Source organism: Microcoleus sp. Pol12B5 (assembly GCF_036701335.1).
In the GTDB taxonomy this organism is placed as follows: domain Bacteria; phylum Cyanobacteriota; class Cyanobacteriia; order Cyanobacteriales; family Microcoleaceae; genus Microcoleus.
In genome coordinates this window covers 155,066-181,548 of the sequence record NZ_JAUBQQ010000002.1, presented here as the reverse complement: position 1 = coordinate 181,548, position 26,483 = coordinate 155,066, and the positions used below count along the sequence as shown (strand labels likewise).

Sequence of the window (26,483 nt, the reverse complement as noted above, 5' to 3'; positions counted from 1 at the left end):
CGATCTCATAAACTTTACTCTAGGGGAAAACCAGGAATCAGTAGATCGATTTCTACCATCAGTTGCATGGTTTCTTTGAGCGCAACCACCACCTTTTGATAGTGCAGTACATCATCAAAGGATAAAGTGCGTTTGGCTTTCTTACGGTCTTTGAGCCATTTGTCTAAAACCTGATAACCGCCAATTTTAAACTCCCAAACTTCGGGGCGATGCCTTCAAAATAGCGGGTTTTGTTGATATAAACTCGTTGTTCTGCGGGTTTATAGGTAACTTCGGTAACGGCATTGTCACCATCGCCACTCATTTTAGTAATCAGCTTATTCAGCTTTTTCGATTTCATCAGGTGCAGGTCTACCAATGCCTGACCTTTTGCACCCAAGTCTTTGAATAGCTGGTCGTTGCTGGTCAAAGGCACACGAGGAAAGTCGATTTTGAGGAATTCGGCGTAGCGTTGGCGATAGGTGGGGCTATGGAAGATGGCGTAGATGTAGTAAAAGATGGCTTCTGGTGTGGGAATGTAGCCAAGCTTTAGTTGGACTGCGTTCATAAAATCTGAGGAGAGATTCGGAGATTTCTCAACAAATAAACTGCTTTGTTGATTTGTAGTATCAGGGTAGAGATAGAGAGGAAAAACATTAACACCACCTCTCCGAAAAATATTTACATCTATCGGCTCGCTAGAAACAGAGATTAATGACCATTGAAGATCATTTACAGCCATCCCCTGCCGTCCAACTCCTAAACACAAATTTTCTTCCTTTTCTATCAGGTGACGCATAACCTCACTTCTTGGAAGTTCGACTACATCTTCGTGGTGATAATAAGCTCTCCAGTCAAACGGGCGATACATACAGGCATTGTGTAAAATAGTTTTCCCAATCAGGGTTTGATTTGAGCGATCGTCGGCTTTGGCTTAATTTCCAATCTCTCGTATCTTGAATATCATAGGTTTTGCTAATTTCTTGATCTGAAATGCTTAAGTCTCTAAATTTATCTATTCGCGTGCGGAGTTCTGATAAATCAAAATCAAATACGAAATGATCTCGATGACTTTTGACCCCTGTTGAGTTAACTGGCATAATTTCGGTAATTTTCCAGCCTGTATTATATTCTGCTAGTGAGTCGGTGTTTTGAGGACAGAATAAATAAAACGGTAATTGAGGTGCGATCACTTTCCAATCAACATCGTCAATACAACTTTGATTCAAAATTTCATACTTAGTCGCTCGATCTCCCCAAAGATCAGCATGATGAACATTTGCCACACCTTTTTTTCCAGGTTCTTTAATAAAAAATCCGATGCTAACACCCTGCTGAATATCAAAGACGTTTTTATCGGGTGAACCATCAGGGCTAAGTTCTTTTTTCTTCGAGTTGCCGTGTAAATCTAAGATATAAATATCGGTAAATGTTTGCATCAAGTTCTGACGCATTCCTCTAAAAGTTGGATTATCCAAGTAACCATTATTAGTAATAAATGCTAAAACGCCATAACCTGTCTCACTGACTCGCCACTGTCCAAAGCGAATAAATTTTACATAATCATCTTGCAAATATTTAGGATTTTGTTCTCCTAGCGGTAAACCGTTCACATAGTAATAATCGCGAACTAAACCAGCGATCCACTCGCTTTTATTTGCCGAATGTCCTGAATAGGGCGGATTGCCCAACACCACCATCACAGGCACATCTCGCTTCACCGTCGAAGCTTCGTTTGCTTCCTCTGCGACAAACTGACCAAACAAAATCTCTGACTTTTTCAGTGCTTCATCCAGCGTATTCGTGAGGTAAATGCCTAATCGTTGTTTGCCCTTAAATTTGTAACCAAGTTCTTGAAGTTCTAGCCCTAGCTTCAGGTGAGCAATGGCATAGGGAGCCATCAATAACTCAAATCCAAACAATCGATTCAGCAAATTATCTCGCACATAGCTATCCCACTGATTCGCCATGCCAATTTCTTCTAAATTGCGGTAAATTTGCTTGACCACTTCATACAAAAATGTACCTGTCCCCGTTGCAGGGTCGAGAATTTGAACTTTCGGCTTTTGTGTTACTGGATCTTTGGCGTTATCCGCTAATCCCAATGGCAAATCGAAGCGGTCTTTGAGAATGGCATCAACCGATCGCACAATAAACGACACCACAGGTTCCGGTGTATAATAAACCCCTCGACTCTTTCGCAAAGCTGCGTTATACGCCGCCAAAAACGTTTCATAAAAATGCACCACCGGGTCTTCTTGCCGAGTGCGCTGCCCAAAGTTTTCGAGAATGCTGCCCATATCAACCTGAGACAGCAATTGCACCAAATCGTCGATCGCCCAATCGATCTGACTGACTGCATCCGTTTCGACGATCGTATTAAACAATCGCTTCAAAAATGGGTTTGTTGCCGGAATATACGTGCCCGCCGTGCGCCGAGTAAACGGTTCACACCCTGGATTTTGAGCATGACCAACTCTTGCCGCAAATAACCCATAAGAAATCGTCTGAGCATACATATCAGCAAAGTCAGCATCATTCAAATCGGGCAACAACACCTCACTAAAGCCCTGTTTCAGTTGATGCAATTCGCCGTCTTTCCTTTCTCCCTCCAGCGCAGTTGTTGTTGCTAACCGAATTGCCTTCGTCAACCTCGCCATCTGTCGCGCCAGGTCTTCAGGACTGCTGATAATCTCGACTGTATAATTGATAAACTGATCTAACAGAGCCGCAATTTTTTCTGTAGCCCTTATTTGCAACTTATTCTCATTACGATCTGCTAAAATTTCCTTCTGCCTGCGCTTCCCATTCACATACCAACGAAACTCTAAATAATTAGTCAATACTAGATTCGGAAACGCTTCTATATACCGCTGCAATTGCTCCGATTTTTCTATCTGATCCAAATCTAGCCCAACGTCTTTGGCTTCTACATAACCCACCAGTAGTTCCCGCCGCCGCACGGTAAAGTCTGGAATCCCTGCCTTGTTTCCTTTTTCTTCAATGACGGCATCAATGCCCTTGTCTGAGTCATCCAGCAAATTTTTCAGCGCTGGATAATGGCTGCGCTCGCTACCTTTTTGCAGGTTATTTTGAATTGACTTGAGGTAAGCATCAAAAGATAGAGACGGCATTGAATCAGTTTCCTGGTTGAGTTTGGAAATGTTTCCTGAATTCGTTTAATGCTATTATAGTAGATAGAATAGTCCTGGAGATAGGGGCCCAGAAACCAGGTTTCTTTGTCGGAGTCAGTAAGCCCTATATGGATTTATTCTCTTTTTCGCTGACAGCAAGGTAAAAATCATGAAATGTCGCTGTTATTTCCTAATTTTTATCCTTATGGGATTATCCTTAACAAGCTGCGAACAGGCGAAGTCATTTCAAGAAATAGATCGAAAATTTAAAAATAGTAATGCGATCGAACAACACAATTTTAGCTTGCAAGCGGACGATCGCACGATCGATCGAACTAACAACATCCAAGCAAGTCCGAAGAGTGGGAAGTTCGATAGAACTACCAACTCACCGGAAGAAAGTGCGATCGTATTAGGGATATTCGGGTTTCAGTTGATATGTTATTTATTAGTTTGGAAGTTGCGCGGGAGGGAAGAAGCTAACAGGATGCTGAGAAGAATCAGAAGAAGAGTAAAGTGAGGATAGATACTTGCTAAACCTCATTTTTTCTTAGTGCGGTTGCGTTTTCTCGATTCAGCCGCCGTATTTTTTGCTTTTTTTTGTTTTTCTTTACTTGCTTTAGATTCATTGACACCACTACCACTTATCGGTTTGCTGGAAAATCCCGATGTATCAGAGTTTTTAGCTGCCATTATAGGAGCAATGCTGGCATTATATATCTCCTGAAATTGTGTTAGACCTTCCCCCGTACTCATATCAAACCCTGCTTGATGACCGAGCGTTACAAAGGATTTGGCAAATCCAAATTTAGAGGAATCTTCCATAATATCCTTAAATTCCGGCTCGATATCCCGCAGGTATTTGATAATTGAAGTGGCATTTCGCAGTTTAAATTCTCGCTTCAAAAATTGCCAGAACGCCAATAATTCCGGGATAGCATTTTCACCTTCTTCCGGCGAAAGCAAACTGACTTTCCTGGGAAACAACTCTTCGACTACAGTTGCCACATCTTCCACTTTCATGCGAGGCAGCGTAAAACCTTCATAGCCGAAACCGTAATAAATGAACTGCGAGATCCAAAATCCAACGTCTGGATAAGTTTTACAGTATTCTTCTCCTTCGGGAGAATTGACAAATAGCTCGATTAGCGTTTCCTGATAATCTTCCAGGAGTGGTTCTGCTTCGTCATAATCTAGGTCATTGAGTTGTCGGATATTAAAAGGTTGATCTGACATAGTTGAAAAATTTTTAATTTACTTGACTTTAGCTCTAAGGTTAGTACAATTTTTGCATTTCTATTAATTCTTTAGGATTTCCTTATATTTAAAAAATCTCCGATCGCAGGTATATTTGACTAGCACCGATCGCCCGTGACTATTTAAACCAAGCTAGCATTGTATAGGGCGATCGCCCTATACACCGAACAGCGAAAGATGTGATATAATCTCAAGTAAAACTATAATTGTTTGAGCTTGGCAGTCCGCCACTTCAAATTATGAAGTCAACACAACAGTTGACAGCAATTATTGAACGAGAAGGCGACGGATATGTATCCCTTTGCCCGGAACTCGATATTGCCAGCCAAGGTGACAATATAGAAGAAGCGCGACGGAATCTGATCGAGGCGCTGGAACTATTTTTTGAGACAGCAGATGCTTCTGAAATCAAGAATCGGCTGCATAGCGATCGCCCTTCACTACAACCTACGAAATATTCTGATAATAACGTTGAATCTTATCTGCAAAAATCGGAATCAACCTGCTAGCTGTATACTCTAGTCTCATGCAATTCCTCTTCTTGGCTAAACTCAGCTAATTCCTTGAGAATTTCACGGCGCTTAACACTACGCTGCTGTTTATAGGCGATCGCACTTGCCAAACTTATCCGCCGCTGGTTTCCTACTTTTCCATAGGCAATTTCCCCATCATCGAGCAATTTGACTACAAATTGTGGCGACACATTGAGCAAAGTCGCAGCTTCTTCAACAGTCATATCTTGCTCAATAGGCACTAAAGATACTGCTTTACCAGCCGCCATTAAATGTGCAGCTTGACACAACAATTGATAGAGTGATTCAGGAAGTGCGATCGCTTCCCCGCCAACTTCCACCAATTTTACTTTGGATGTCTCAGCATCACCACTTTCTGTCTTGAGACATAGCATTTTATCCAACAATTTGATAGCTTTTGTTTCTGCTTCTGTTGGTAAAACCGGATCTAGAAGTATTTTTTGTCTGTTCATGGTAATGTTTCCTGAATTGGTTTAATGCTATTATAGTATATTGAATTTATTAATGACCGTTAATGCCTGACTTAGAAAAAGGTCTAGCCGCTTTTAATAACCAAGATTATACCCAAGCCTTTACCTTGTTAAAACCACTAGCAGAACAAGGAAATGCTGAATCCCAGTGCATAATTGCCAGTATGTACCATTTAGGATTAGGTCGAGAAAGGATGATATTAGAAGCAATTAAATGGTACATCAAATCCGCTGAGCAAGGCTATGGTGTTGCCTCAAACAACTTAGCAGGAATTTATCTATGCGGTGCTGATGGTGTAACAGCCGATCGCACTGAAGCAGAAAAATGGTTTCAAAAAGCCAGAGAACAAGGATTTTCACATACACCGATTTCCAGTGAATATGTGAACAAAGCTAGCATTGCATAAAACAACACCAAAACAAACTCCAAACAAAAACCCGGTTTCTCCAAGAAACCGGGTTTAATCATCCGCGTTAATCCGCGTTCATCTGCGGTTGCAAAATCCTACAACTGCTTCACCTCAGAAACCAATTTGGCAACCACATCCTTAGCGCTACCAAACAACATCATCGTCTTATCCTTGTAGAACAACTCATTATCTACACCGGAAAAACCAGCACTCATCCCGCGCTTAATCACGATCGTATGTTTGGCCTTATCAACCTCCAAAATCGGCATCCCATAAATCGGGCTCGCCGTATCGTGACGCGCCGCCGGATTCACCACATCATTCGCCCCGATTACCAACGCCACATCCGTTTCTTCAAACTGCGGATTGATATCGTCCATATCGTACAACTGCGGATAAGGCACGTTTGCTTCCGCTAAGAGCACATTCATGTGCCCCGGCATCCGCCCAGCCACCGGGTGAATCGCGTATTTCACGTCAACACCCATTTTTTCCAAACCGTCGGCTAACTCGCGCACAGCGTGCTGTGCTTGCGCTACAGCCATCCCGTAACCGGGAATAATTACAACCGATCGCGCATAACCCAACATCATCGCACTTTCTTCGAGATTGATGCTGCGAACAGTTTTGTCGATCGCATCACCAGCAGCCCCAGCAGCACCCGCAGCACTACCGCCACCGCTACCAAAGGCGCTAAACAGCACACTAGAAAGCGATCGATTCATCCCCTTGCACATGATTTGCGTCAAAATAATCCCCGACGCGCCCACCAATGCACCAGCGATAATCAGCATATTGTTCATCAAAATGAACCCAGCCACACTCGCCGCAATCCCCGAATAAGAGTTAAGCAGCGACACCACCACCGGCATATCGCCACCGCCAATCGGGAGCACGAACATGATTCCCAGAATATTGGAAATCGCCACCAAACCGAGGAATACCGGCACATTTTCCGGGTTCGTCAGCATATAACCGCTGCCGGCTAAAAGTGCGATCGCCAGCATGGCATTAAACGGCTGTTGCAGCGGAAACGTCATGGGCGCACCCGGTAGCAATTCTTGCAGTTTCGCAAACGCCACAAGGCTACCAGTGAAAGTAATTCCGCCAATCAGCACACCCAAAAGGATAGTGATTGTCGCGTCTGGAGTTGGCGATTCCGGGATGCTGAGATAGCGCCAGAATTCGCCCACAGCAACGAGTGCAGAAGCCGCGCCCCCGAAACCGTTAAGCAAACCCACCATCTGCGGCATATCCGTCATCGCCACGGTATTCGCCATAATTGTTCCCAAAATGGAACCGACGATAATTCCGACAGCAATCAATTCGTAGCTGACTACTTGCTTTTCCAGCAACGTACCGACGATCGCAATTAACATCCCGATCGCAGCTAACACATTCCCTTGACGCGCAGTTGCAGGGGAACCCAACTGTTTCAAACCGATAATAAACAAAGATGCGGCAACTAAATAACCTAGTTGAATGCCACTGGGCAGAAAATCGCTCACGCTTTAACCTCTTTTTTCTTGAACATTTGCAGCATTCGATCGGTTACTAAGAAACCGCCGACAACGTTAATTGTGGCTAGGGCGATCGCGATTGTCCCCAAAATCGAAGTAACAGTCACATTGCCTTGGCCAGAAATCAGAATTGCGCCTAAAACGGCAATTCCCGAAATCGCATTCGATCCCGACATCAAAGGTGTGTGCAGCGTCGGCGGGACTTTATTAATTACTTCAAATCCCACAAACGACGCTAGAGTAAACACCACTAAACCTGCAATCAATCCTTCTGCCATAACAATTGGTAATTGGTAATTGGAAATAACTCGTTCCCGGTTGCATCCGCCAGTCCGCCAGGGAATGAATTCCCTGACTCATAGCCCAAGTCCTCTTAAGAGGACTAATAGACATCTCCAAGAATTCTTCTTGTGGAACGGGCCGGAAAGCCTGTTCAAAAAAGCCTTTTTTGGAGATATTTAATCAGTTCTTAAGTCCTCTTCAGAGGACTTGAGCTTTGAGGCAGGGGTTTCAACCCTTGCCTTGCCGGACTATCGGACTATCGGACTATCGGACTGCCGGACTATCGGACTGCCGGACTTTGCCTCATAACGACAGAATCTAACTGACGGCTTCAGCCTCAGCCGCCAAAGCATCCCGCACTCGCTGATTACTAATCTCACCATCGCGGGCAACGCAAGCACCAGCAATGATATCGTCTTCAAAATTCAAATTGAGTTCCTTATCCTTCAGCATCAACTGAACTAAAGCCGAGATATTCTTCGAGTAAGTTTCGCTAGCGTGGACAGGCATAGACGAGGGCACATTAATCGGGCCGATGACATTAACGCCGTTCCATTCAACATCTTTCCCCGCTTCCGTGCATTCGCAATTGCCGCCTTGTTCGCCCGCGAGGTCAACAATTACCGATCCGGGCTTCATTTGAGAAACCATTTCTCTAGTAACTAAAATAGGTGCTTTTCTGCCGGGAACTTGAGCGGTTGTAATAACTGCATCGGAAGCGCTGACGTGTTGGGTGAGCACTTGGCGGGTGTATTCTTTGGCTGCTTCTGATAGTTCTTTTGCATAGCCTCCGGCGGCGACGGTTTCTTCCTTGAGTTCGACATCAAGGAATTTAGCCCCCAAACTTTGTACTTGTTCTTTTGTTTCCGGGCGGATGTCGAAGGCTTCGACTACCGCACCCAAACGACGCGCCGTGGCGATCGCCTGCAAGCCCGCAACGCCCACACCCATTACCAATACTTTCGCGGGGCGAATTGTACCCGCCGCCGTTGTCAGCATCGGAAAATACTTTGGCAAAGCTGCGGCTGCGATCAGTACCGCTTTGTAACCGGCAACGTTGCCCTGAGATGACAGCGCATCCATGCTTTGAGCGCGGCTGGTGCGCGGGATCATTTCCATGCTGAATGCAGTTACTTTGCGATCGGCTAAACGCTGCACTAAAGCTGGATCTCCCAGAGGATTCAAAAATCCGATGAAAACGCCTCCTTCCCGGAGTTGATGAACTTCTGATTCTTGCAGGACTCCGATTTTCACGACGACATCGGCTTCGCCCCACACCCTAGCGGTATCGGCGACAACCTGAGCTCCCGCTTCTTCGTAAGCAAGATCCGAGAAAAAGGATTGTGCGCCGGCACCGGCTTCAACCCAAACTTCTACGCCCTGTTTGACTAATCGGGCTACAGCGTCGGGTACTAAAGCCACCCGGCGTTCGCCTGCTGCTATTTCTTTTGCGATCGCTAATTTCATGAACTCTCCTTATTTAAGCCTTCCCAGGGCGGTTGAAACCGCGTCTACACAGACAAAACCTGCCTACGCAGGTTTCTTGAAGTGCGATTTTTAATCGCCCGATGCCTTGCTTTACATTGAAGCAGCCGTTGCCCTAAACTTCTCTCGTTGATACTAAAGCCGATCGCCCAAATTCGACCCGTATCTTTAACTTATCTTATACATTCAAATTCGCTATATTGTTAAGTTTGCCACCGATTATGATATGATTTTATGTCGCCTAATTCTGTAGTTTGAATGTCAGTTATCAGTATTACGCAAAAATTACGCAAAAAAAAGTGACCTCAGCCGGAGGTCCCTCGCCCTCATCAAATTGCTGAGAGATTCGATATATTGTAGGCACGATCGCAAATTTCGGGCGAGCAATATTTAAGGTTCACCAAGAGTTTAATTAGAGGAGTTGTTATGCGACGATTATTTTCAGCACTAGCGGTTACAGGTTGCTTGGTGGCTGGATTACCCGCCATCAGTTTAGCTCAGTCCATGCCAGGATTGACAATTTTCGGAGGCCCCGAGCGCGCTAACCAATTAAACTATCGTTTGGATTACGGTACAGCCGGGATGAGTGGCGATAGATATCGGCTGCGAATTCCTTCCAAGAAAGTAAGTTTGGCGATCGCCCAACTGAACATATCCTATCCAGACTACTACAAAGGCGAATTTGACCAAAAAGACATTAAAGTGCGCGTCAAAGACAAAACAATAGAATTGCAAGAAGTAATCTGGGACAAAGAAAATCGTTTCATAGAAATTTATCCCAAAGAACCAATTCCTGCAGGCAACAATGTTGAGGTTGTACTCTCGAACGTCAGAAACCCATCTCCCGGCGGAATGTACCATTTCAACGTCCGCATCCGCACCCCCGGAGACGTTCCCTTGCTGCGTTACCTCGGTACTTGGCTGTTGAGCATTAATTGAGGCAAGAGTTAGGGGACGGAATTTCTCGTTAGTCAAGCGATCGCGACAGAAAAATTTAACTGTTGCGATCGTTTTCCTTCGAGCAAAAACTTAACCATACTCAAATCCGGGTTTTCGGGAGTAGTAAAATAGAACCTTCGGCTCATATCGCAATTCTCAATGATTGGTAATAATGAGTCTAGGGGCAGTCTCCCGATGGTTGCCCTTCGCTAATTAGGGGTAGACCCAGGGGCGCTACCCTAAAAAATGTTTACCAATCAAATAGGATTGCTTTAGCCGTACTTGCAGCATGAATCTACTAGCAAAAATCAAAACAATAAAACTTCCTCCAGCGCTGCGATCAAGAAATTATCGCCTGTTTTTTGCCGGACAAGGCATCTCCCTAATTGGGAATTGGATGACGCAAGTCGCTACTATTTGGCTTGTCTACAATTTGAGCGATTCACCTTGGATGCTCGGCGTGGTGGGATTTACAAGTCAAATACCTACATTAATTTTACTGCCTTTTGCAGGAGTTTTTATCGATCGCTGGAACCGCCACCGAGTCCTAATTGCCACTCAAATATTAGCGATGGTTCAATCCTTAGCGCTAGCATTTTTAGCACTAACAGGAGTCGTTAACATTTGGCAGATCCTGGTACTGAGTTTCTTTCAAGGCGCAATTAACGCCTTTGACGCGCCGGCACGGCAAGCTTTTGTACCGGAACTTGTAGAAAAGAAAGAAGATTTAGCAAATGCGATCGCCATTAATGCTTCGATGTTCAACGCAGCCAGACTAATCGGCCCAGCAATGGCAGGTTTGCTGATAGCTACAGTCGGCGCAAGTTATTGCTTTCTTATTGACGGACTCAGCTACATTGCTGTAATTGCAGGCTTATTAGCGATGCAAATCAAACCCCGTAAAATTGCAGCAACTAATACCAAACCCTTACAAAGATTAAAAGAAGGATTCGTTTATGCCTTCGGGTTTCCCCCGATTCGAGCAATTTTACTGCTATTAGCATTAGTCAGTTTAGCCGGAATGTCCCACACAGTTTTAGTCCCAATTTTTGCCACCAAACTCCTGCACGGCGACGCACAAACCCTCGGCTTTTTGATGGCATCTTCGGGAGTCGGCGCCTTCGCGGGGGCGATTTATTTGATTTCGCGCAAAAGTATAATTGGCCTCGGCAAATGGATTGCGATTTCACCGGCAATTATGGGATTCGGATTAATAGGTTTTGGTTTGTCCCGCGTCTTGTGGCTGTCATTAATCATGATGTTGTTCGTTGGCTTTGGTTTCATTATCCAATTTGCAGGAGGAAACACATTTTTGCAAACAATTGTGGAAGACGACAAACGCGGAAGAGTGATGAGCATATACACGATGGCATTTTTTGGAGTGACACCGTTTGGGAATTTAGTTGCAGGCGGATTGGCAAATTATATCGGCGCTCCCTATACAGTCATCATTGGAGGTATAATTTGTATTTTAGGCTCCATAGTTTTTACCAAACAGTTGCCAGCTTTAAAAAACTTAATCCGACCACTTTATCAAAAAATGGGTTTAATTCCGCACTAGCGATTTAGCGTCAAATCACAAATGCCAACATTAAACAAGATTCCCAAAGCTAATATCTGACTGTCTCTCTCTCTAGGAATCCTCAACAACTGGTAAACTTCTCTCTTTCCCTCTTATCTTCTCTTTCTCTGCGCCCTCTGCGCCCTCTGCGGTTAAAACATCCAAATTAATTACGCAACCCGTCGCAGAAAGTGTTTTTGAGCTTGTTTACCATTCTTGTTGGGCTTCTGCTTCTGCTTGGATTAAATTTTGCCGCAGTTGCACCCAATTTATTTGATGAGAGGGCAAATCTTCAATGAGCTTTCCGCGCTGTAAATGCAGAATTCGCGTGCTAAATTGCTCAGCTAATTCTAATTGATGGTTAACCATTACAATTGTGGTTTGGCCGTTTGTTAGCTGTGTCAATACTTGCAAAAGGTGGGCGGCTTTTCCAGCGTCTAGGGCGGATGTTGGCTCGTCTAAAAGCAAGATTTTTGGTTGCAGGATGATGCCGCGGGCGATCGCCACAAGCTGTTTTTGGCCTGTGGAAAGCTGCAATTCGGTGCGATCGAGCCATTCTTGGGGTATGTGCAGTTGTTCGATCGCCCCGCTAATTCTCTCAGCAATGTTTGATGCAGTCACGCCCCGCAGCTTCAAAGGATAAGCCAATGCTTCTCGCACCGACATTCCCAAAAGCTTGGATTCTTGCAGGATGAGGGTGATTTGTTTGCGGAGTTCGATCGCAGGTATTTGGCGATATTCTGTATTTTCCAGATAAATGGAGCCGCTGCTAGGACTGCTGAGCCGATTTAGCAGTCGCAACAGCGTTGTTTTCCCCGCACCTGAAGGGCCAACAATTGCCACGCGATCGCCCTTATGTACCTGAAACGATATATTGTCCAACAAATAACTTGAGGCGATCGGTGTTTTCAAACTTACACCGTCAATTCGCAGTTGAGGAGTTATTTCTGTATTATTTTCCGAATAATTAGGCATTGAATTCATTAAAAATCCCAAAAAATTGCACATATTTCGATCCCCCTAAATCCCCCTTAAGAAGGGGGACTTTTATCGGAATCTTGTCCCCCCCTTATTAAGGGGGGTTAGGGGGGATCGGAATTCTCTGAAACGACCTATAAAATTGGTATGAGTCGAGGACGATCGCAACTAAATTCATCCGTGTATCCGTGTCGTGACCCTTTTCCTTCTCACACTTTTACAGATTTTTCTAAAGGAAAACCCAGCTTTTCGCGCTGTTCCAAATAAAGCTGAGCAACTCGCCGCGCCAAGTTGCGAATTTTGGTGATATACCGAGTTCTTTCCGTTACCGAAATCACGCCTCTAGCATCGAGTAAATTGAAAGTGTGAGAACATTTTAACACATAATCAAGGCTGGGTAAAACCAATCCTTTTTTGGTCAATTGTTCAGCTTCTTGCTCGTACAATCCAAATAAAGTAAAGAGCAATTCGGGATTGGAAGCTTCAAAGTTATAAGTACACTGTTCTATTTCTCCTTGCAGGTGAACGTCGCCGTAAGTGATGCCATCTTTCCACTGAATTTTCGTCATCGCATCGACTTCTTGGAGATACATTGCGAGGCGTTCTAGTCCGTAGGTAATTTCAATAGAGACGGGGCGACAATCAATGCTACCGCACTGTTGAAAGTAGGTAAATTGGGTGATTTCCATGCCATCGAGCCAGACTTCCCAGCCCACGCCCCAAGCTCCGAGGGTGGGCGATTCCCAGTTATCTTCTACGAAGCGAATGTCGTGGTCTTCTGGGCAAATTCCTAATGCTCTGAGGGAGTCTAAATAGATGTCTTGGATGTTGGGAGGAGAGGGTTTAATTAAAACTTGATACTGATAGTAATGTTGGAAGCGGTTGGGATTTTCGCCGTAGCGTCCGTCGGTGGGGCGGCGACAGGGTTCGATGTAGGCGACTGACCAAGGTTCGGGGCCGATTGCTCTGAGAAAGGTGTGGGGATTCATGGTTCCTGCACCTTTTTCTGTGTCGTAGGATTGCGCGATCAGGCATCCTCGATCGCTCCAGAATTTGTTTAAGGTGGCAATGACTGATTGAAAGTTCACTGGTTTCAATATGGTTAGCGAGTGTCTAAGCTTATTTAAGCATATAAAAGGCAGGGTTTATTTGCATAAACCCTGCCGAAATCAGATATGGTTGTGAAAAGTTAGGCAGTTTGGAGCGAGTTGTGATTTAGTCTGCAGGAGCCAGGGAAACTAACAGAGTGATGTTGTCAACGCCGATGACAAAAACCGTGTCTCCAGGTGTGAGGGTGATTTGGCGATCGCACCGTGCGGGCCACCAGCTACCTTGAAAGCGGACGCGACCTGTTTGATTCGGGTAAATCGATTCATCAACGACTGCTTCTTCGTTGAAGTAGTTAAAATTGGTGTTGATGTAGTTATCCATTAAGAGATTGTTTTTTGTGCTGTAGGTGTGAGGAGAAAAAATAGAACCGAAAGCTTTTACTACGTTAAACATTTTGTTGACTCCTTTTGTGTTAAAATATATCGAAGTTTAATCGCCTATTTTGTGTTCTTTGAAAAGTAGCATTCCCTGGTTGAAATTGATTACCAGGTCTCTCATGCTCTGATTTAGTCTGCAGGAGCGAGGGAAACTAACAGAGTGATGTTGTCAACGCCGATGACATAAACCGTGTCTCCAGGTGTGAGTGTGATTTGGCGATCGCAACGTGCGGGCCACCAGCTACCTTGGAAGCGGACGCGACCTGTTTGATTCGGGTAAATCGATTCATCAACGACTGCTTCTTCGTTGAAGTAGTTAAAATTGGTGTTGACGTAATTTTTGATAAGCATATTGTTAGCTGTGCTGTATCCTTGGGTAGAGAAAATAGAGCCGAAGGCTTTTACTACGTTGAACATGATATTTACTCCTGTGGTGTTAAAATATAGGGATGTGTAATTGTCTGTTTATGCTATTTGAGAGGCTGCATTTCCTCTGTTAAGATTGATTACCTTGATATTTCATTGTTCTTGCCTTCCGTGGTTTTATCAGGATAAAAACCCAAGATTTTTTGAAATGTTGAGGGGATTTCAGAAGCGGTTGCGGGGAGTATAAATCCAGTAATTCCGAGGTATTGAATTACGGATTTCGTTGTTGAGCCGTTGGTGGGATTTACCTTAAGGGTAGATGTGGTTAGCTACATTAGAGATTGACTGATTCCGCATTACTACTGCTGTGAAAATGTTTTATTTTTGGGTTGTATGTTTTGATTGGGGTGTGACTCACTTGCTTTACACTTACTAATTTGCCAGGAGTCGAATGTCTTTGGTGCGATCGCCAGTCCACTTTCCGAGTCTGGTACTGGCACAGGACACTTTCCAACCTGCAAACAACGGTTTTGCAACGGTTTTTGCCTAGCTATCAGGCTTGTAGCTGTGCCAATTTAGCTAACTGGACTACCGCAAACGGTGAATCATGAACTTACGCAGTCTCGATCTCCCAATCCGGAATATCCATAAATATCTAGTCCGTAACTTACGCACCAAACCTCTAAAAACCCGGTTTCTGACACTCTGTGCGCCATTAGCGGCCCGTAAGTGGATCTATGATACAAGCTAAGTAAACTTGGCAACTCACCCGCCCTCTCCATGCGATATTGATTTGTACCTACCTCTTTCTACATTCCGTTCCGGTTCAGCGATTTGTTAACTTGATGATGGGTAGGCGATGGCTCCAAGGTTTAGCATACTCCAATTGACCAGCTAACCGAAAAAGTGTAGCTTCCATCCCAAATTTTCCCACAAACTGCATCCCAACAGGTAAACCTGCTTCATTCCAATACAAAGGCACAGACATTGCAGGCTGCCCTGTTACATTGAATGGTGCTGTATAGGGAGTGAAGTTAAAGACTTGTCTGGCGAGAGGCTCAATCACTTTCATGACTTTCAGTAACCAGCTTGCATTTGTTCTCGCAACCAAATTCATCAAAAATTCTTTCCCTGATGACGGTTGAAGTGAACCAATAGGAATTGGAGGTTGAGAAAGGGTGGGAGTCAGCAAAACATCATATTGTTCAAAAAATGGGCCTATCTTCCGTGCCTCTACCTGTAATTGACGAGCTGCTTTAGCATAGTCAGCCGCACTCAAAGCCTCACCTAACAGGCCTAAACAATAAGTCCCTAATTCAAAATCTTCAGCAGTCACTTTTCGTTGTGTTGATTTAGCCGCCCACTCAATATCTGCACGAGTTTCCCCAACAACAATTCTCATAAAATTTAAGGCAAAAGCTTCTCCATCAAATTTAGGCCGATCTTCTACAACTTCATGCCCAAGTTCTTGAAGTAATTTAATGGTTGCTTTCAATCCCTCTATGCAATCTTCATGAACCGCATCACCCAAAAATGGATGAGTGGTAAAAGCAATGCGAAGTTTTCCTGGTGCAGTCGTAACTTCGTCCAAATAGGGTCTTACCTGTGGCGGAGATAAATAGGTGGCTCCCACATCAGAACCACTGATTGCATCCAGCATAGCTGCACTATCGCGAACAGAACGACTTAGCACCGTTTCAGTTGAAAATCCACGCCACAATTCACCTGCAATCGGACCAGTGGGAATACGCCCCCGACTGGGTTTTAGTCCAAAAATGCCACAACAAGATGCTGGAATTCGGGCAGAACCGCCGCCATCCCCCGCCCCAGCTATGGGAACCATTCCTGCTGCAATCGCGGCCGCAGAACCTCCACTAGACCCTCCTGGTGTACGCTCCAAGTCCCAAGGATTGCGAGTCACTCCCCAAGTCTGAGGTTCGGTGTAGGGTGTAATACCAAATTCTGGAGTATTTGTCTTACCTAAAATGACAACTCCTGCTGCTTTGAAACGTCTCACCAATTCACTATCATGGCTGGCTGATATATTTCTAAGTAAACGATTGCCACTACTGGTAGGAACACCCGCATACATCGATCTCAAATCTTTTAATAGAAAAGGGACGCCTTTGAATGAACCCTCTGGCAAGTCATGATTGACTAACATCCTTGCTTGTTCATACATTTTGCAAATGACAGCATTAATTACTGGATTGTACGCTTCAATCCGGGCAATCGCTGCATCCAATAACTCGGCTGGAGTAACTTGCTTTGCTTGTACTAACTCAGCCAAGCCTAAACCATCATATTGTTGATAATCGGGAAAGCCAGACATATTGCACTCCTTAGTTATTGAGTAATTGTACTAAATTACAGCGGGAACCGCTGTATACCCTAGCCTTCACTTTATAAAATTTGCTTGATACTGCATAATTGTTACAGGAATTCTGAAGAAAGTTTTAGCTAATTGAGACAAACCGAACTTGAATTTAAGCGACTGCGGCAATTCTTGTACGCAAACTTCTACGAAGCCAAAGCGAGTATAAAATGATGCGAGTCGCTTTCCCAAACATTCTAAATATAGCGGTTCTGTAGCTTGTTGAATTAAATATTTTGTGAGGTAGCTTCCCAAACCTCGATCGCGCCAATCTTTCGCCACCACCAAACTGCCCAATTCTTGCGCGCCCGCAAAGTTCCGCAACTGCCCGCAAGCTGCCAATTTTCCCTCGCATTCGATGACCCAGAATTGCTCCCAGCGCAACTGAGTTGGATCGAGTTTGGCGCTCCAAACTAACTTTCTAATTGATTTGATATCTTGAACTGAGGCTGGGCGGATGGCGCATTCAGACGGTAATGAACAAGAATTATCAATCATTTGTATTTTACTTTTAAACTAAACTAGCGATTCGGGACTATTTATTATACCCATTCATGGATGCAACAACCCGGTTTTTTAAACAAGAATTACGCACTCCCCTTCCTAGAAACTTAGTTTTTTTAGCTGTGGGGTGCATACGCGGTAATCGCATATAACGCTTCAAAAAAAAATAAAACTTTCTATTCTCTCTTTCTTATCTTCTCTTTCTTATCTTCTCTTTCTCTGCGTCCTCTGCGCTTAATCAAAAAAATATCATTCACAAAGCCGATAAAATTGTAACATTAACTATAGATCGCCTCCCACAAAACCTCCGCGCCAAACCTTACCGGATCGGTACAAGGCAATCCCGTTTCTGCTTGAACTTCAGCTATTGCTAACAGCGCATTTGCCTCATTTAAGTGATGAGTGTTGAGGGCGATCGCGCTCACTTTTCCCCCTGCAAAAGCACCCGCCGCAGCGGCTACCATTTCGTACAATTCAATTACTTTTGATAACCTGGGAATCGATACGTGCGGGTGATTGCGGATGCTAGTTTGTCCGGCTCTGTGGGCTAAAATTAAGTGAGTTGGCTGCGAGCCCCGCAACAGTGGCAGAGTCGCCGTCGAACCCGGATGCAATAGCGAACCTTGCCCTTCTACGTGCAGAATATCGCATTCAGAACCCAATTTAATCACCATTTGTTCGACAGCACCAGCCGCGAAATCAACTCGCACAGCATCCAAAGGAAGGCCTTCATTTCCAATCATTAAACCAGTTTGTCCTGTTGCTAAAAATTTGGAACGCAAACCCCGCTGTAAGCAAATGCGATTGAGTTCCAGACTGGTTGACATTTTGCCAACGCTCATATCTGTGCCGACGGTTAACACGCGGCGACAAGTTAATTTAGCCGCAGCAGCAGAGGCGATCGCACCCACAGATTTCGGTTCCTGACGCACGTCCCAAATCCATTGATTTTCGGTTAACGGAACTGTTATCAAAGGTGCAAGTTTCGCGTGCAAACCGTTGACAACTGACAAACCTGCTGCTACCGCTTGATTAATTTCTGGCAGCCATTCCGGCGGCAAAACACCGCCGGAAGGAGCGATACCAATTAACAGAATATCCGGCGCAAATTGCAGTGCTTCTGCAACGGACACAACAATCGGTACTTGTTGAGGAATGCCCGTTAATTCAGGTAAAGATTGTCCTACACATTGGCGGTCTATTACTGCTACAATTTGTGCTTCGCTGTAGCGCAAAAATGCTAAACCTGTTTTCCCGGAAGGCCCGAGGATTCCCTCATGGAACAAGATAGCAACTTTGCCCTTTTGGATGGGATAGCTTTTAGTCATTGGTTCACTGTAAATAGATGAAGCTTGAAAGTATATAAGCCCTAAACGCTGTGAGTGAAACTTTAGCTTTCGGAAGGAGAAGGAAAGCAATCGCAAAGTTTATGATAGCTTGATATTCTGTTACATGGTGAAATTTATTGGTGCCTACCTACTTACTTCTATTCTCCAATCTCAACTCGCCGCACTCCCAATCCCGATCGCCCGTTTGGCAGCAAACAACCATTTTCGACGATCGCACCGGTGAAAGGATCGTCTAATAAATTTAAGTGACTGTCCAAATCCAAATAGTCAGCTAGCGGCGAAAGTTGTGCTGCTGCTGTATTTGCGATCGCGCTATCTGAATAGCAGCCGAACATTACTTGCAAATTGCAGGCTTTTGCTGTGTGAATCATCCGCATTGCTTCAGTTAATCCCCCTGACTTCATCATTTTGATATTGATGCCGTGGACGCAGTGCGCTAACTTGGGTATATCGGAACTATCAAAGCAACTTTCATCAGCAAAAATGGGCAGGGACGATTGACGGTATAGTTCTGAGAATTCCTCCATATCGGCGACGGGTGAAAGCGGCTGTTCTACATAATTTATCTTGTATCTTTCCAGCCAGCAACACATCTCTGCTGCATCTTTTAAACTCCAACCGCCGTTAGCATCTACACTGATTTGAATGTTAGCTGGTGCTTCGTCTAGCACTGCTATTAACATAGCTTTGTCGGCTTCGATTCCTTCGGGATTTCCTAATTTAACCTTAACGGCGTGGTATTTTATGCTTGCTGGATCTGTCGCATCTTTACCAAACCAATCGCGCACTCTTTCTCTTGCACCAGACGGCGAATTAATGCCGATTGTGACCGAGGTGGGGACGATGCGCGATCGATCTAATCCCCACATTTTCCACAGCGGCAAGCCTGCTTTTTTGCCCAGCCAGTCGTGCATTGCCATGTCGATGCCGGCCCGGACGGCTGAGGGTAAGTTGACCTCTGTTAATACTTGTTCGATTTTTTGGCGATCGAACGGAGTAAACTTTTCTAGCTGCGGTGCGACTTCCTGCAATGTGGCTAGCAGAATTTCGGTAGTTTGGGGCCGAGAACCTGTGGAAAACGGCGAAGCTTCTCCCCAGCCTTCGATGCCTTCGTGTTCTAGCTTCACCCATAAATTGGTACTTTGGGCTGTTGTACCGCGGCTGATGGTAAGAGCAAACCGCTTGCGGACAGTGAAGGTTTCAATTTGAAGGTGCATTGTCAGTGATTGGTGATTTTTTGTAGATAAAAATCCGAGGGGGCGGATTGTGCAGCTCTTGCGATTTGTAACTTTTTACTTTATAGTTTGATTTTGCTTGTTCTAGTTTATCAAAAACTTGATGAAATTCCTTATTTCTGTTTCGCCGAAGAGAGTTGCCTTCTCTCTCAGCATTTGGGTGCTCTTCTTTGCTGTTGCTGGTTGCATCGTACAAGTTCTGCGCTACGGTTTTAACTATAAAGAACGCTGGATTAGTTTGTTTAACTTAGACCAAGAAATAAATTATCCTTCGTGGTACTCGTCATTTACTTTGCTGTTTTGCGCGATTTTGCTAGGTATTATTGCTAGTGCTAAGAAGAAGGAGGGCGATCGGTATTTTGGACACTGGAAAGCGCTGGGGTTCATGTTTGTATTTTTTTCTTTAGATGAAATATTGAGTCTGCACGAAATATTAATTATTAACGACTTGCGAAAGGCACTGAATTTAGGGGGAATTTTTTACTTCATTTGGGTAATTCCTGGGGCAATTTTCGTTGCGATTACTGCGCTGGGTTATCTCAAGTTTCTCCTGCACCTACCCCGGAAAATAAGAGACTTTTTCTTACTAGCAGGCGGTATATATGTGGGTGGAGCACTTGGCATGGAAATGGCTACTGGCTATTATGCAGATGCGGTAACTCAACGAAACTTGATATACGGTTTGATGGTTTGTGTTGAGGAAATTTTGGAAATGGTAGGGGTGATAGTATTTATCTACGCCCTGCTGTCTTACATCGGTTCCCATCTTGAAACTATTGATTTGCGGTTGAAGGTAGTAGAGAATCAACAGAGGTAAAAATGACGATCGACCAAGATTCTTAACGAAATTGAAATCGCAGACTTTATGGCTATCTACTTCTACACCACTGGCAGCGAATACGGCTGTTTTTCCAATTTTTCCAGTCATGGATTCGAGTTAGACGGAGAATATTTGCCAACTACCGAGCATTATTTTCAAGCACAAAAGTTTCCCAAAACGGCTCATTGTGACCAAATTTGCCAAGCAAAAACACCGAAAGATGCCGCAAAAATGGGACGTGATCGCTCTCGTCCCCTCCGCAAAGATTGGGAAAAAGTAAAAGATGATATCATGCGAAAAGCCGTACTCCGCAAATTTGAAACTCATGCCGAAATTAGAGAAATTTTACTCGCTACTGCGGATGAGGAAATAGTCGAAAATTCCCCTGTTGATTACTATTGGGGTTGTGGTAAAGATGGCACCGGCAAAAATATGTTGGGCCTGATTTTAATGGAAGTAAGGGAAATATTGCGAAAACGCACGTCAGAGTAAAACATAACTTAAATTACCCAAACTAAAGCAGGACTTATTTAATCCTAAGTCCTGCAATGCTCCTAAGCGAGCATTTCCTCAATTTTCTTAAACACTGAACTTAAAAATCGGTCTGAGGAACTGTCAAAACCTGTGCCAATCTCGTCGGGCTGTTCTAGTAGAGGGTTTAGCCTCTCCTCAGAGACTGCGAAGCAGGGGAAACGGTAAAAACCCTGCACCACTTTTTTTGTTTTAACAACTACTCTCAACCGGAATTAAATTTTATGGTCGCAAGTACAGCATTGTTAGCCCCTCGCCTCCCGGACACCGTTCCCCTAAGGTTGGCGATTCACAGGTAAAACAGCAAAACACCTGTTCTGGTTAAAGTTGGTTTTTTATTGATGCTGTATCTTTATTATTGTGTACGATTTGTGGAAAGTGTCAGCAGTGCTACAGAATTCTTTACATTTGTGATTTATTTGGATACCATCGCGCCACTCTGTCGCAGTTGCTGTTGAATTTTGTTAAATTCTTTCTGTTCTGCGCTTAGCAAACTATTGTCGATCGGCGATCGCATATCCCACTGCAATTCTGACAATAACAACAAACAGCCTGCCATAATTATTCCTGTGGTTAGATATTGCCAAGGTGCAACAAATGTTAATACAGGTATGCTAAATAAATGAGTTAGTCCAATCAGGAGAAAAGTGCGCGATCGCAAACCTAATCCCGTCAACAAATAGCCGATCGCGCTCAATCCCAACCACAAATCGCAAAGGTGCAGTAACAAACCTCCCCAACCGGCAAAAATACTGCAATCGGTCAAAACCAAACCAGTTATCATCAAAATCGCCCAAGAATAAAGAATCCAGCTAACTCGCTCGACTCTTACCCAAAACAAAGTCAAAACAGCCATTCCCGCAGTGCCAATTAGAGTCAAAGTTGACCACAGAATCGCCTGAAAGCTCCAACTGATGGGGAAAAACTGAGCCGTAAAAAAAATCCCCCCTGTCACCAAACCCCAAAGCAGAAAAGTTTGGTCGATGCGGGTATAAAGTCCTGAGAAAAGAGTAATATTTCCAATTTGCCAGCGGAGTTGCAACAGGCCTTCGCGGTCTTGTACGTCGAGATGTTCCTGTTTGCAGCGGATTAGGGGTTCGGAGGCGTTGAAAAAGGTCATCCAGTGTTGGGGAAAGTATGAAGTTTTGTGTATTGTAACAAGTCTTAAAGCATATTTTTCAGATTTTTTCTTGTTCCCCGGCTCTGCCTGGGGACGCAGATTTGGAGGCTCTGCCTCCCGCGAGTCTATGACTTGCGAGGCAGAGACTCTGGATATCGGTTCCCAGGCAGAGCCGGGGAACCAGTTAATTGATTTTGTCTGTCGATTCCCGATATACGTCAAATTTGACGTACAATAAAAAAAGTAGATTTCAAAAATATAATTAAGGAGAGAATATGAAAGCGAATCCAGGGGGAAAAATTGCTCCGGCGGAAGTCATCGGCAGGGGTGAGCTAATTTCAGGTTTGTGGGAGAGGTTAGAGCAGCAAAGCCTGATTTTGAGTGCAGAGCGCAGGATGGGAAAAACTTCGGTAATTCAAAAGATGTGCGCGGAGCCTCGCTCAAACAAATTGCCTATTTATCATGACTTAGAATTTGTTCGATCGCCCTTAGAATTTGTCGAGACTGTCTTTAAGGATGTCGAAGAATATTTAACAGGTTTTAACCGCAATGCTAAGAAGACTCGCGCATTGCTAACTCAACTGGGAGGTACAGAATTTAGCGGTTTCAAGTTACCCGAAATTGCCGCCCCTCACTGGAAAGCATTGCTGACTCAAACGATCGCAGATTTGGTAGAAAATCAAGAGCCCACTATCATCTTTTTTTGGGATGAAGTGCCGTATATGCTCGGTAAGATCGGCGACGAATCGGCGATGGAATTGCTGGATACTTTGCGCTCAATCCGCCAGATGTACCCTGCTGTCCGAATGGTTTATACAGGTTCAATTGGCTTGCATCATGTCATTGGTTCTCTCAAAAAATCTGGCTATGCGAACGATCCTACTAATGATATGTACGTCCAAGATGTGCCGCCACTGTCTCCTACAACTGCCACTAATTTAGCCCGACGGTTGCTTGAAGGTGAGAACATTTCTACACCTGATATTCAAGGAACAGCCGTTTTTATCGCAGACGAAGTTAATTATATTCCGTTCTACATTCACCACATAATTGCTAAAGTAAAACAGCTCGGCGGCTTGGTGGATATACCAGCGATTAAAGCAATTATTGCTGAGTCTCTGAACGATCCCCTGAATCCGTGGATGATGCAACATTATGGCGATCGAATTAAGACATATTATAAAGATTCGCAGTATCTTTATGCTGTGAATTTGCTGGATATTTTGGCAGTTGCAGACCAGCCTGTGGTATTTGATGAATTGTTTAATCGTCTCAATCAAGAGTCAGAAACTCAAGACAAGGAAATAGCGAGGGATGTGTTAAGGCTTTTGCAGCAGGATTATTATATCCAAAAGGGTGATTTGGGATTTCAATTTCGCTACCCGCTGATTCAAAAATACTGGAAATCCTTGAGATGTTGATATTCTCCTAGTTTCCAGGCTTAACTTTAAACCGAAACTCCGACAGTCCGACAGTCCGACAGGGAATTCATTCCCTGCCGGACTAAATAACCAACTGAATCCCTCCATGAAAAATACATTTATCTCTCGATTTACTCCTAGCTTAATGGCACCAGAAACCCTGGAAGCTATCTTAGTACAACGTCACAAACTAGCAGAACGATTAGTAGAGCTAATTCGGGTGAGCGCGCTAACAGATAACAAGCATTTTCAACTGCTAATTGGACCGCGCGGCATTGGCAAAACGCACTTGGTTTCACTGATTTATCATCGCGTTGCTAAGATGAAAGATTTGCAGGATAAATTGCTAATTGGGTGGCTCAGGGAGGAGGAGTGGGGGATTGCCTCTTTTTTAGATTTATTGCGGGGAATATTCCGGGCAATTGCTAAAGAAGATCCAGAAGTATATCAAGCTCAGTTACATGATGAGGTTGAAAAGCTTTATGATTTATCGCTGGAACAAGCTGAATTTAAGGCGGCAGAATTGCTGAAAAATTTTGTTGGCAAGCGGGTGCTGTTGTTGATTGTCGAAAATTTAGAGGACGTGTTTAGCGGGTTGGGGGATTTCGGGCAAAAGCAGTTGAGGGCGTACATTCAAAATTATTCATTTTTGACAATTTTGGCAACATCACAAAGTTTGTTTGATGGAGTCAAACTCTATGATAATCCTTTTTATGGTTTTTTTTATTCACATACATTAAATGAGTTTAAGGTCGATGATGCTGTAGATTTATTAAATCACATTGCTAAGTTAGAAGGGAATAGTGATTTAGCATCTTTTATTCAAACTCCAACCGGACGCGATCGCATTAAAGTTGTTCATTACCTTTCTGGTGGCAGTCCTCGCGTCTATATTGTTTTTTCGGCTTTTCTGATGACTCCTGAATCGCTCGATAAATTGGTAGAACCGTTCATGGCAATGCTGGATGACCTTACGCCATACTATCAGGATCGGATGAAATATATTTCACCTCAGCAGCGAAAGATTGTTGACTTTTTGTGCGATCGAGGTGGTGCTGCACCAGTCAAAGAAATTGCTAAACGCTGTTTTATCGAACAGCGAACTGTATCTAGCCAACTTAAAGATTTGCGAGATAAGGGTTATGTCACAACTGAGGAGATAGGACGGGAATCGTGGTATGAATTGCGGGAACCATTGATGCGTTTTTGTCTGGAGGTAAAGAAGCAGCGAAATGAACCGATTCGATTAATTGTGGATTTTATTCGGGTTTGGTATACGCCGCAAGAGTTGCAGCAGCGATTGGGATTGAGGATGGCGGATGTTGATTTGGCGGAGAAAGAAAGTCATTTTATGTATCGGCAAGATTTGAAACCGATTCCACCTGATGCTGTGATGGAACGAGAATATTATACGCGAGCGCTTGAGGCTATTGAGAGAAATGAGGAAGACCCGCGTCTGAAGGCTTATTTTGATGAAATTGAATATTGTCGCGAACAAAAAGATGATGTTTCTGCTTTAGAATATTCAGAAAAATTGGTAACAAGTCGCGGCGAGGCAAGGGATTGGTCGGAAAAGGGACGCTGTTTAAATAGGCTTAAACGCCGCGATGAAGCTTTGGAATGTTTAGACAAAGCTATTGAAATTGACTCTGATTATGCGAGGGCTTGGACTTATAAAGGTAATGTATTTAACAGTCTAGAACGCTATGAAGAAGCTTTAGTATTTTATGATGAAGCTATAAAAATAGACAACAATGATAAGTTAGCTTGGTATTGGCGAGGCATTTTACTCAACAAACTCAAACGCTATGATGAAGCCTTAGAATCTTACGATCGGGCGATCGCACTTGATGCCAATTATAAGTTAGCTTGGGCTAAGCGAGGCGATGTACTCGACAACCTCAAACGCTATGAAGAAGCTTTAAAATCCTTTGATAGGGCGATCGAACTTGATGCCAATTATCAGTGGGCTTGGGTTGTACGAGGCCATGTACTCAACAACCTCAAACGCTATGAAGAAGCTTTAGTATCTTACGATCGGGCGATCAAACTTGACCCCAATTATCAGTGGGCTTGGCGTATGCGAGGCATTGTACTCAACAACCTCAAACGCTATGATGAAGCATTAGCATCCTTTGATAGGGCGATCGCACTTGATGCCAATCATAAGTTAGCTTGGGTTAGCCGAGGTAATGTACTCACGATCCTCCAACGCTTTGAAGAAGCCTTAGTATCCTTAGATAAGGCGATCGAACTTGACAGCAATTATCAGTGGGCTTGGGCTGTACGAGGCCATGTACTCAACAACCTCAAACGCTATGAAGAAGCTTTAGAATCCTTTGATAGGGCGATCGAACTTGAGGCCAATAATCAGTTGGCTTGGCGTATGCGAGGCGATGTACTCACCTACCTCAAACGCTATGAAGAAGCCCTAGTATCTTACGATCGGGCGATCGAACTTGATGCCAATTATAAGTTAGCTTGGGCTAAGCGAGGCGATGTACTCGACAACCTCAAACGCTATGAAGAAGCTTTAGAATCCTTTGATAGGGCGCTCGAACTTGATGCCAATTATCAGTGGGCTTGGGCTGTACGAGGCCATGTACTCAACAACCTCAAACGCTATGAAGAAGCTTTAGTATCTTACGATCGGGCGCTCGAACTTGATGCCAATTATCAGTGGGGTTGGTTTAGTCGAGGCTGGGTACTGGATAATCTCGGCCGCTAT

General features: G+C 44.2%; 24 protein-coding genes and 1 pseudogene. 9 read left to right on the top strand and 16 right to left on the bottom strand.

The genetic code is table 11. The features are described from left to right. Window positions 1-14: 14 nt before the first annotated feature. Both QUA24_RS02075 and QUA24_RS02070 read right to left on the bottom strand, forming a co-directional pair. A pseudogene (locus tag QUA24_RS02075) lies at window positions 15-850 on the bottom strand (type ISP restriction/modification enzyme). Beyond that, complete coding sequence (locus tag QUA24_RS02070; protein WP_333226812.1) at window positions 834-3,113, bottom strand: N-6 DNA methylase; 2,280 nt, start codon at window positions 3,111-3,113, stop codon at window positions 834-836. The pseudogene QUA24_RS02075 and the gene QUA24_RS02070 overlap by 17 nt, the downstream one beginning before the upstream one ends. 205 nt (window positions 3,114-3,318) lie before the next feature. Here QUA24_RS02070 and QUA24_RS02065 point away from each other — a divergent pair, with 205 nt between their 5' ends. Beyond that, on the top strand, window positions 3,319-3,633 hold the full coding sequence (locus QUA24_RS02065; protein WP_333226810.1) for a hypothetical protein: 315 nt from the start codon (window positions 3,319-3,321) through the stop codon (window positions 3,631-3,633). A 20-nt stretch (window positions 3,634-3,653) separates the two neighbouring features. Here QUA24_RS02065 and QUA24_RS02060 read toward each other — a convergent pair whose 3' ends face one another. After that, on the bottom strand, window positions 3,654-4,349 hold the full coding sequence (locus QUA24_RS02060) for a hypothetical protein (protein ID WP_333226808.1): 696 nt from the start codon (window positions 4,347-4,349) through the stop codon (window positions 3,654-3,656). Window positions 4,350-4,609: 260 nt separating this feature from the next. Here QUA24_RS02060 and QUA24_RS02055 point away from each other — a divergent pair, with 260 nt between their 5' ends. Then, window positions 4,610-4,879, top strand: a complete 270-nt coding sequence (locus QUA24_RS02055) for a type II toxin-antitoxin system HicB family antitoxin (RefSeq protein WP_333226806.1) — start codon at window positions 4,610-4,612, stop codon at window positions 4,877-4,879. Here the strand turns inward: QUA24_RS02055 and QUA24_RS02050 are convergent. Then, entirely contained in the window at window positions 4,876-5,355 is a 480-nt protein-coding gene (locus tag QUA24_RS02050; RefSeq protein ID WP_333226804.1) for a helix-turn-helix domain-containing protein, read from the bottom strand. The genes QUA24_RS02055 and QUA24_RS02050 overlap by 4 nt on opposite strands. Before the next feature lie 62 nt (window positions 5,356-5,417). Here QUA24_RS02050 and QUA24_RS02045 point away from each other — a divergent pair, with 62 nt between their 5' ends. After that, entirely contained in the window at window positions 5,418-5,780 is a 363-nt protein-coding gene (locus tag QUA24_RS02045) for a tetratricopeptide repeat protein (protein ID WP_333211406.1), read from the top strand. Window positions 5,781-5,878: 98 nt separating this feature from the next. On the opposite strand, the gene QUA24_RS02040 is transcribed toward QUA24_RS02045, so the two are convergent. From QUA24_RS02040 to QUA24_RS02030, 3 genes are all read right to left on the bottom strand, one after another. Then, window positions 5,879-7,291: an NAD(P)(+) transhydrogenase (Re/Si-specific) subunit beta gene (locus QUA24_RS02040; protein WP_333226802.1), complete on the bottom strand. Its 1,413-nt coding sequence runs from the start codon at window positions 7,289-7,291 to the stop codon at window positions 5,879-5,881. Next, complete coding sequence (locus tag QUA24_RS02035) at window positions 7,288-7,581, bottom strand: NAD(P) transhydrogenase subunit alpha (RefSeq protein WP_006633295.1); 294 nt, start codon at window positions 7,579-7,581, stop codon at window positions 7,288-7,290. The genes QUA24_RS02040 and QUA24_RS02035 overlap by 4 nt, the downstream gene beginning before the upstream one ends. A 322-nt stretch (window positions 7,582-7,903) precedes the next feature. Continuing rightward, window positions 7,904-9,052 carry a Re/Si-specific NAD(P)(+) transhydrogenase subunit alpha gene (locus tag QUA24_RS02030; protein WP_333226800.1) on the bottom strand — a complete coding sequence of 383 codons (1,149 nt, stop codon included), beginning with the start codon at window positions 9,050-9,052 and terminating at the stop codon, window positions 7,904-7,906. Between the two features lie 444 nt (window positions 9,053-9,496). Between QUA24_RS02030 and QUA24_RS02025 the strand changes: the two genes are divergently transcribed. Both QUA24_RS02025 and QUA24_RS02020 read left to right on the top strand, forming a co-directional pair. Next, window positions 9,497-10,009: a DUF2808 domain-containing protein gene (locus QUA24_RS02025; RefSeq protein WP_333226797.1), complete on the top strand. Its 513-nt coding sequence runs from the start codon at window positions 9,497-9,499 to the stop codon at window positions 10,007-10,009. A gap of 289 nt (window positions 10,010-10,298) precedes the next feature. Next, a complete protein-coding gene (locus QUA24_RS02020) occupies window positions 10,299-11,570 on the top strand; it encodes an MFS transporter (RefSeq protein WP_333211413.1) in 1,272 nt (423 codons plus the stop codon). 207 nt (window positions 11,571-11,777) lie between these two features. Here the strand turns inward: QUA24_RS02020 and QUA24_RS02015 are convergent, their stop codons facing one another. From QUA24_RS02015 to QUA24_RS01980, 8 genes are all read right to left on the bottom strand, one after another. Then, a complete protein-coding gene (locus tag QUA24_RS02015) occupies window positions 11,778-12,545 on the bottom strand; it encodes an ATP-binding cassette domain-containing protein (protein WP_333226896.1) in 768 nt (255 codons plus the stop codon). Window positions 12,546-12,757: 212 nt separating this feature from the next. Further along, a complete protein-coding gene (gene glyQ, locus QUA24_RS02010) occupies window positions 12,758-13,636 on the bottom strand; it encodes a glycine--tRNA ligase subunit alpha (protein WP_333226794.1) in 879 nt (292 codons plus the stop codon). Window positions 13,637-13,763: 127 nt separating this feature from the next. Further along, on the bottom strand, window positions 13,764-14,051 hold the full coding sequence (locus QUA24_RS02005) for an NfeD family protein (RefSeq protein ID WP_333226792.1): 288 nt from the start codon (window positions 14,049-14,051) through the stop codon (window positions 13,764-13,766). A gap of 113 nt (window positions 14,052-14,164) precedes the next feature. After that, window positions 14,165-14,452, bottom strand: a complete 288-nt coding sequence (locus QUA24_RS02000) for an NfeD family protein (protein WP_333101688.1) — start codon at window positions 14,450-14,452, stop codon at window positions 14,165-14,167. Between the two features lie 775 nt (window positions 14,453-15,227). Beyond that, window positions 15,228-16,733, bottom strand: a complete 1,506-nt coding sequence (locus QUA24_RS01995) for an amidase (protein WP_333226790.1) — start codon at window positions 16,731-16,733, stop codon at window positions 15,228-15,230. Between the two features lie 66 nt (window positions 16,734-16,799). Beyond that, a complete protein-coding gene (locus tag QUA24_RS01990; RefSeq protein ID WP_333226788.1) occupies window positions 16,800-17,273 on the bottom strand; it encodes a GNAT family N-acetyltransferase in 474 nt (157 codons plus the stop codon). A 284-nt stretch (window positions 17,274-17,557) separates the two neighbouring features. Then, window positions 17,558-18,607 (bottom strand): DUF1611 domain-containing protein, encoded by a 1,050-nt coding sequence (locus tag QUA24_RS01985; RefSeq protein WP_333226786.1) that lies wholly within the window; start codon window positions 18,605-18,607, stop codon window positions 17,558-17,560. Between the two features lie 158 nt (window positions 18,608-18,765). Beyond that, window positions 18,766-19,845, bottom strand: a complete 1,080-nt coding sequence (locus QUA24_RS01980; RefSeq protein ID WP_333226784.1) for a dipeptide epimerase — start codon at window positions 19,843-19,845, stop codon at window positions 18,766-18,768. 121 nt (window positions 19,846-19,966) lie between these two features. Between QUA24_RS01980 and QUA24_RS01975 the strand changes: the two genes are divergently transcribed. Then, a complete protein-coding gene (locus tag QUA24_RS01975; protein ID WP_333226782.1) occupies window positions 19,967-20,680 on the top strand; it encodes a hypothetical protein in 714 nt (237 codons plus the stop codon). A 48-nt stretch (window positions 20,681-20,728) separates the two neighbouring features. Beyond that, window positions 20,729-21,175 carry an NADAR family protein gene (locus QUA24_RS01970; RefSeq protein ID WP_333226780.1) on the top strand — a complete coding sequence of 149 codons (447 nt, stop codon included), beginning with the start codon at window positions 20,729-20,731 and terminating at the stop codon, window positions 21,173-21,175. A gap of 454 nt (window positions 21,176-21,629) precedes the next feature. On the opposite strand, the gene QUA24_RS01965 is transcribed toward QUA24_RS01970, so the two are convergent. Next, complete coding sequence (locus QUA24_RS01965) at window positions 21,630-22,334, bottom strand: hypothetical protein (protein ID WP_333226778.1); 705 nt, start codon at window positions 22,332-22,334, stop codon at window positions 21,630-21,632. A gap of 275 nt (window positions 22,335-22,609) precedes the next feature. Between QUA24_RS01965 and QUA24_RS01960 the strand changes: the two genes are divergently transcribed. Together QUA24_RS01960 and QUA24_RS01955 are read left to right on the top strand one after the other, a co-directional pair. Continuing rightward, on the top strand, window positions 22,610-23,755 hold the full coding sequence (locus tag QUA24_RS01960; RefSeq protein ID WP_333226776.1) for a hypothetical protein: 1,146 nt from the start codon (window positions 22,610-22,612) through the stop codon (window positions 23,753-23,755). Between the two features lie 106 nt (window positions 23,756-23,861). Continuing rightward, the coding region (locus tag QUA24_RS01955; protein ID WP_333226774.1) for a tetratricopeptide repeat protein at window positions 23,862-26,483 on the top strand (2,622 nt) is incomplete at its 3' end.

Coding starts and splice junctions, on each gene's coding strand:
- QUA24_RS02070 (WP_333226812.1), bottom strand. CDS start 3,113: ATGCCGTCTCTATCTTTTGATGCTTACCTCAAGTCAATTCAAAATAAC.
- QUA24_RS02065 (WP_333226810.1), top strand. CDS start 3,319: ATGGGATTATCCTTAACAAGCTGCGAACAGGCGAAGTCATTTCAAGAA.
- QUA24_RS02060 (WP_333226808.1), bottom strand. CDS start 4,349: ATGTCAGATCAACCTTTTAATATCCGACAACTCAATGACCTAGATTAT.
- QUA24_RS02055 (WP_333226806.1), top strand. CDS start 4,610: ATGAAGTCAACACAACAGTTGACAGCAATTATTGAACGAGAAGGCGAC.
- QUA24_RS02050 (WP_333226804.1), bottom strand. CDS start 5,355: ATGAACAGACAAAAAATACTTCTAGATCCGGTTTTACCAACAGAAGCA.
- QUA24_RS02045 (WP_333211406.1), top strand. CDS start 5,418: ATGCCTGACTTAGAAAAAGGTCTAGCCGCTTTTAATAACCAAGATTAT.
- QUA24_RS02035 (WP_006633295.1), bottom strand. CDS start 7,581: ATGGCAGAAGGATTGATTGCAGGTTTAGTGGTGTTTACTCTAGCGTCG.
- QUA24_RS02030 (WP_333226800.1), bottom strand. CDS start 9,052: ATGAAATTAGCGATCGCAAAAGAAATAGCAGCAGGCGAACGCCGGGTG.
- QUA24_RS02025 (WP_333226797.1), top strand. CDS start 9,497: ATGCGACGATTATTTTCAGCACTAGCGGTTACAGGTTGCTTGGTGGCT.
- QUA24_RS02020 (WP_333211413.1), top strand. CDS start 10,299: ATGAATCTACTAGCAAAAATCAAAACAATAAAACTTCCTCCAGCGCTG.
- QUA24_RS02015 (WP_333226896.1), bottom strand. CDS start 12,545: ATGCCTAATTATTCGGAAAATAATACAGAAATAACTCCTCAACTGCGA.
- QUA24_RS02005 (WP_333226792.1), bottom strand. CDS start 14,051: ATGTTTAACGTAGTAAAAGCTTTCGGTTCTATTTTTTCTCCTCACACC.
- QUA24_RS02000 (WP_333101688.1), bottom strand. CDS start 14,452: ATGTTCAACGTAGTAAAAGCCTTCGGCTCTATTTTCTCTACCCAAGGA.
- QUA24_RS01995 (WP_333226790.1), bottom strand. CDS start 16,733: ATGTCTGGCTTTCCCGATTATCAACAATATGATGGTTTAGGCTTGGCT.
- QUA24_RS01990 (WP_333226788.1), bottom strand. CDS start 17,273: ATGATTGATAATTCTTGTTCATTACCGTCTGAATGCGCCATCCGCCCA.
- QUA24_RS01985 (WP_333226786.1), bottom strand. CDS start 18,607: ATGACTAAAAGCTATCCCATCCAAAAGGGCAAAGTTGCTATCTTGTTC.
- QUA24_RS01980 (WP_333226784.1), bottom strand. CDS start 19,845: ATGCACCTTCAAATTGAAACCTTCACTGTCCGCAAGCGGTTTGCTCTT.
- QUA24_RS01975 (WP_333226782.1), top strand. CDS start 19,967: ATGAAATTCCTTATTTCTGTTTCGCCGAAGAGAGTTGCCTTCTCTCTC.
- QUA24_RS01970 (WP_333226780.1), top strand. CDS start 20,729: ATGGCTATCTACTTCTACACCACTGGCAGCGAATACGGCTGTTTTTCC.
- QUA24_RS01965 (WP_333226778.1), bottom strand. CDS start 22,334: ATGACCTTTTTCAACGCCTCCGAACCCCTAATCCGCTGCAAACAGGAA.
- QUA24_RS01960 (WP_333226776.1), top strand. CDS start 22,610: ATGAAAGCGAATCCAGGGGGAAAAATTGCTCCGGCGGAAGTCATCGGC.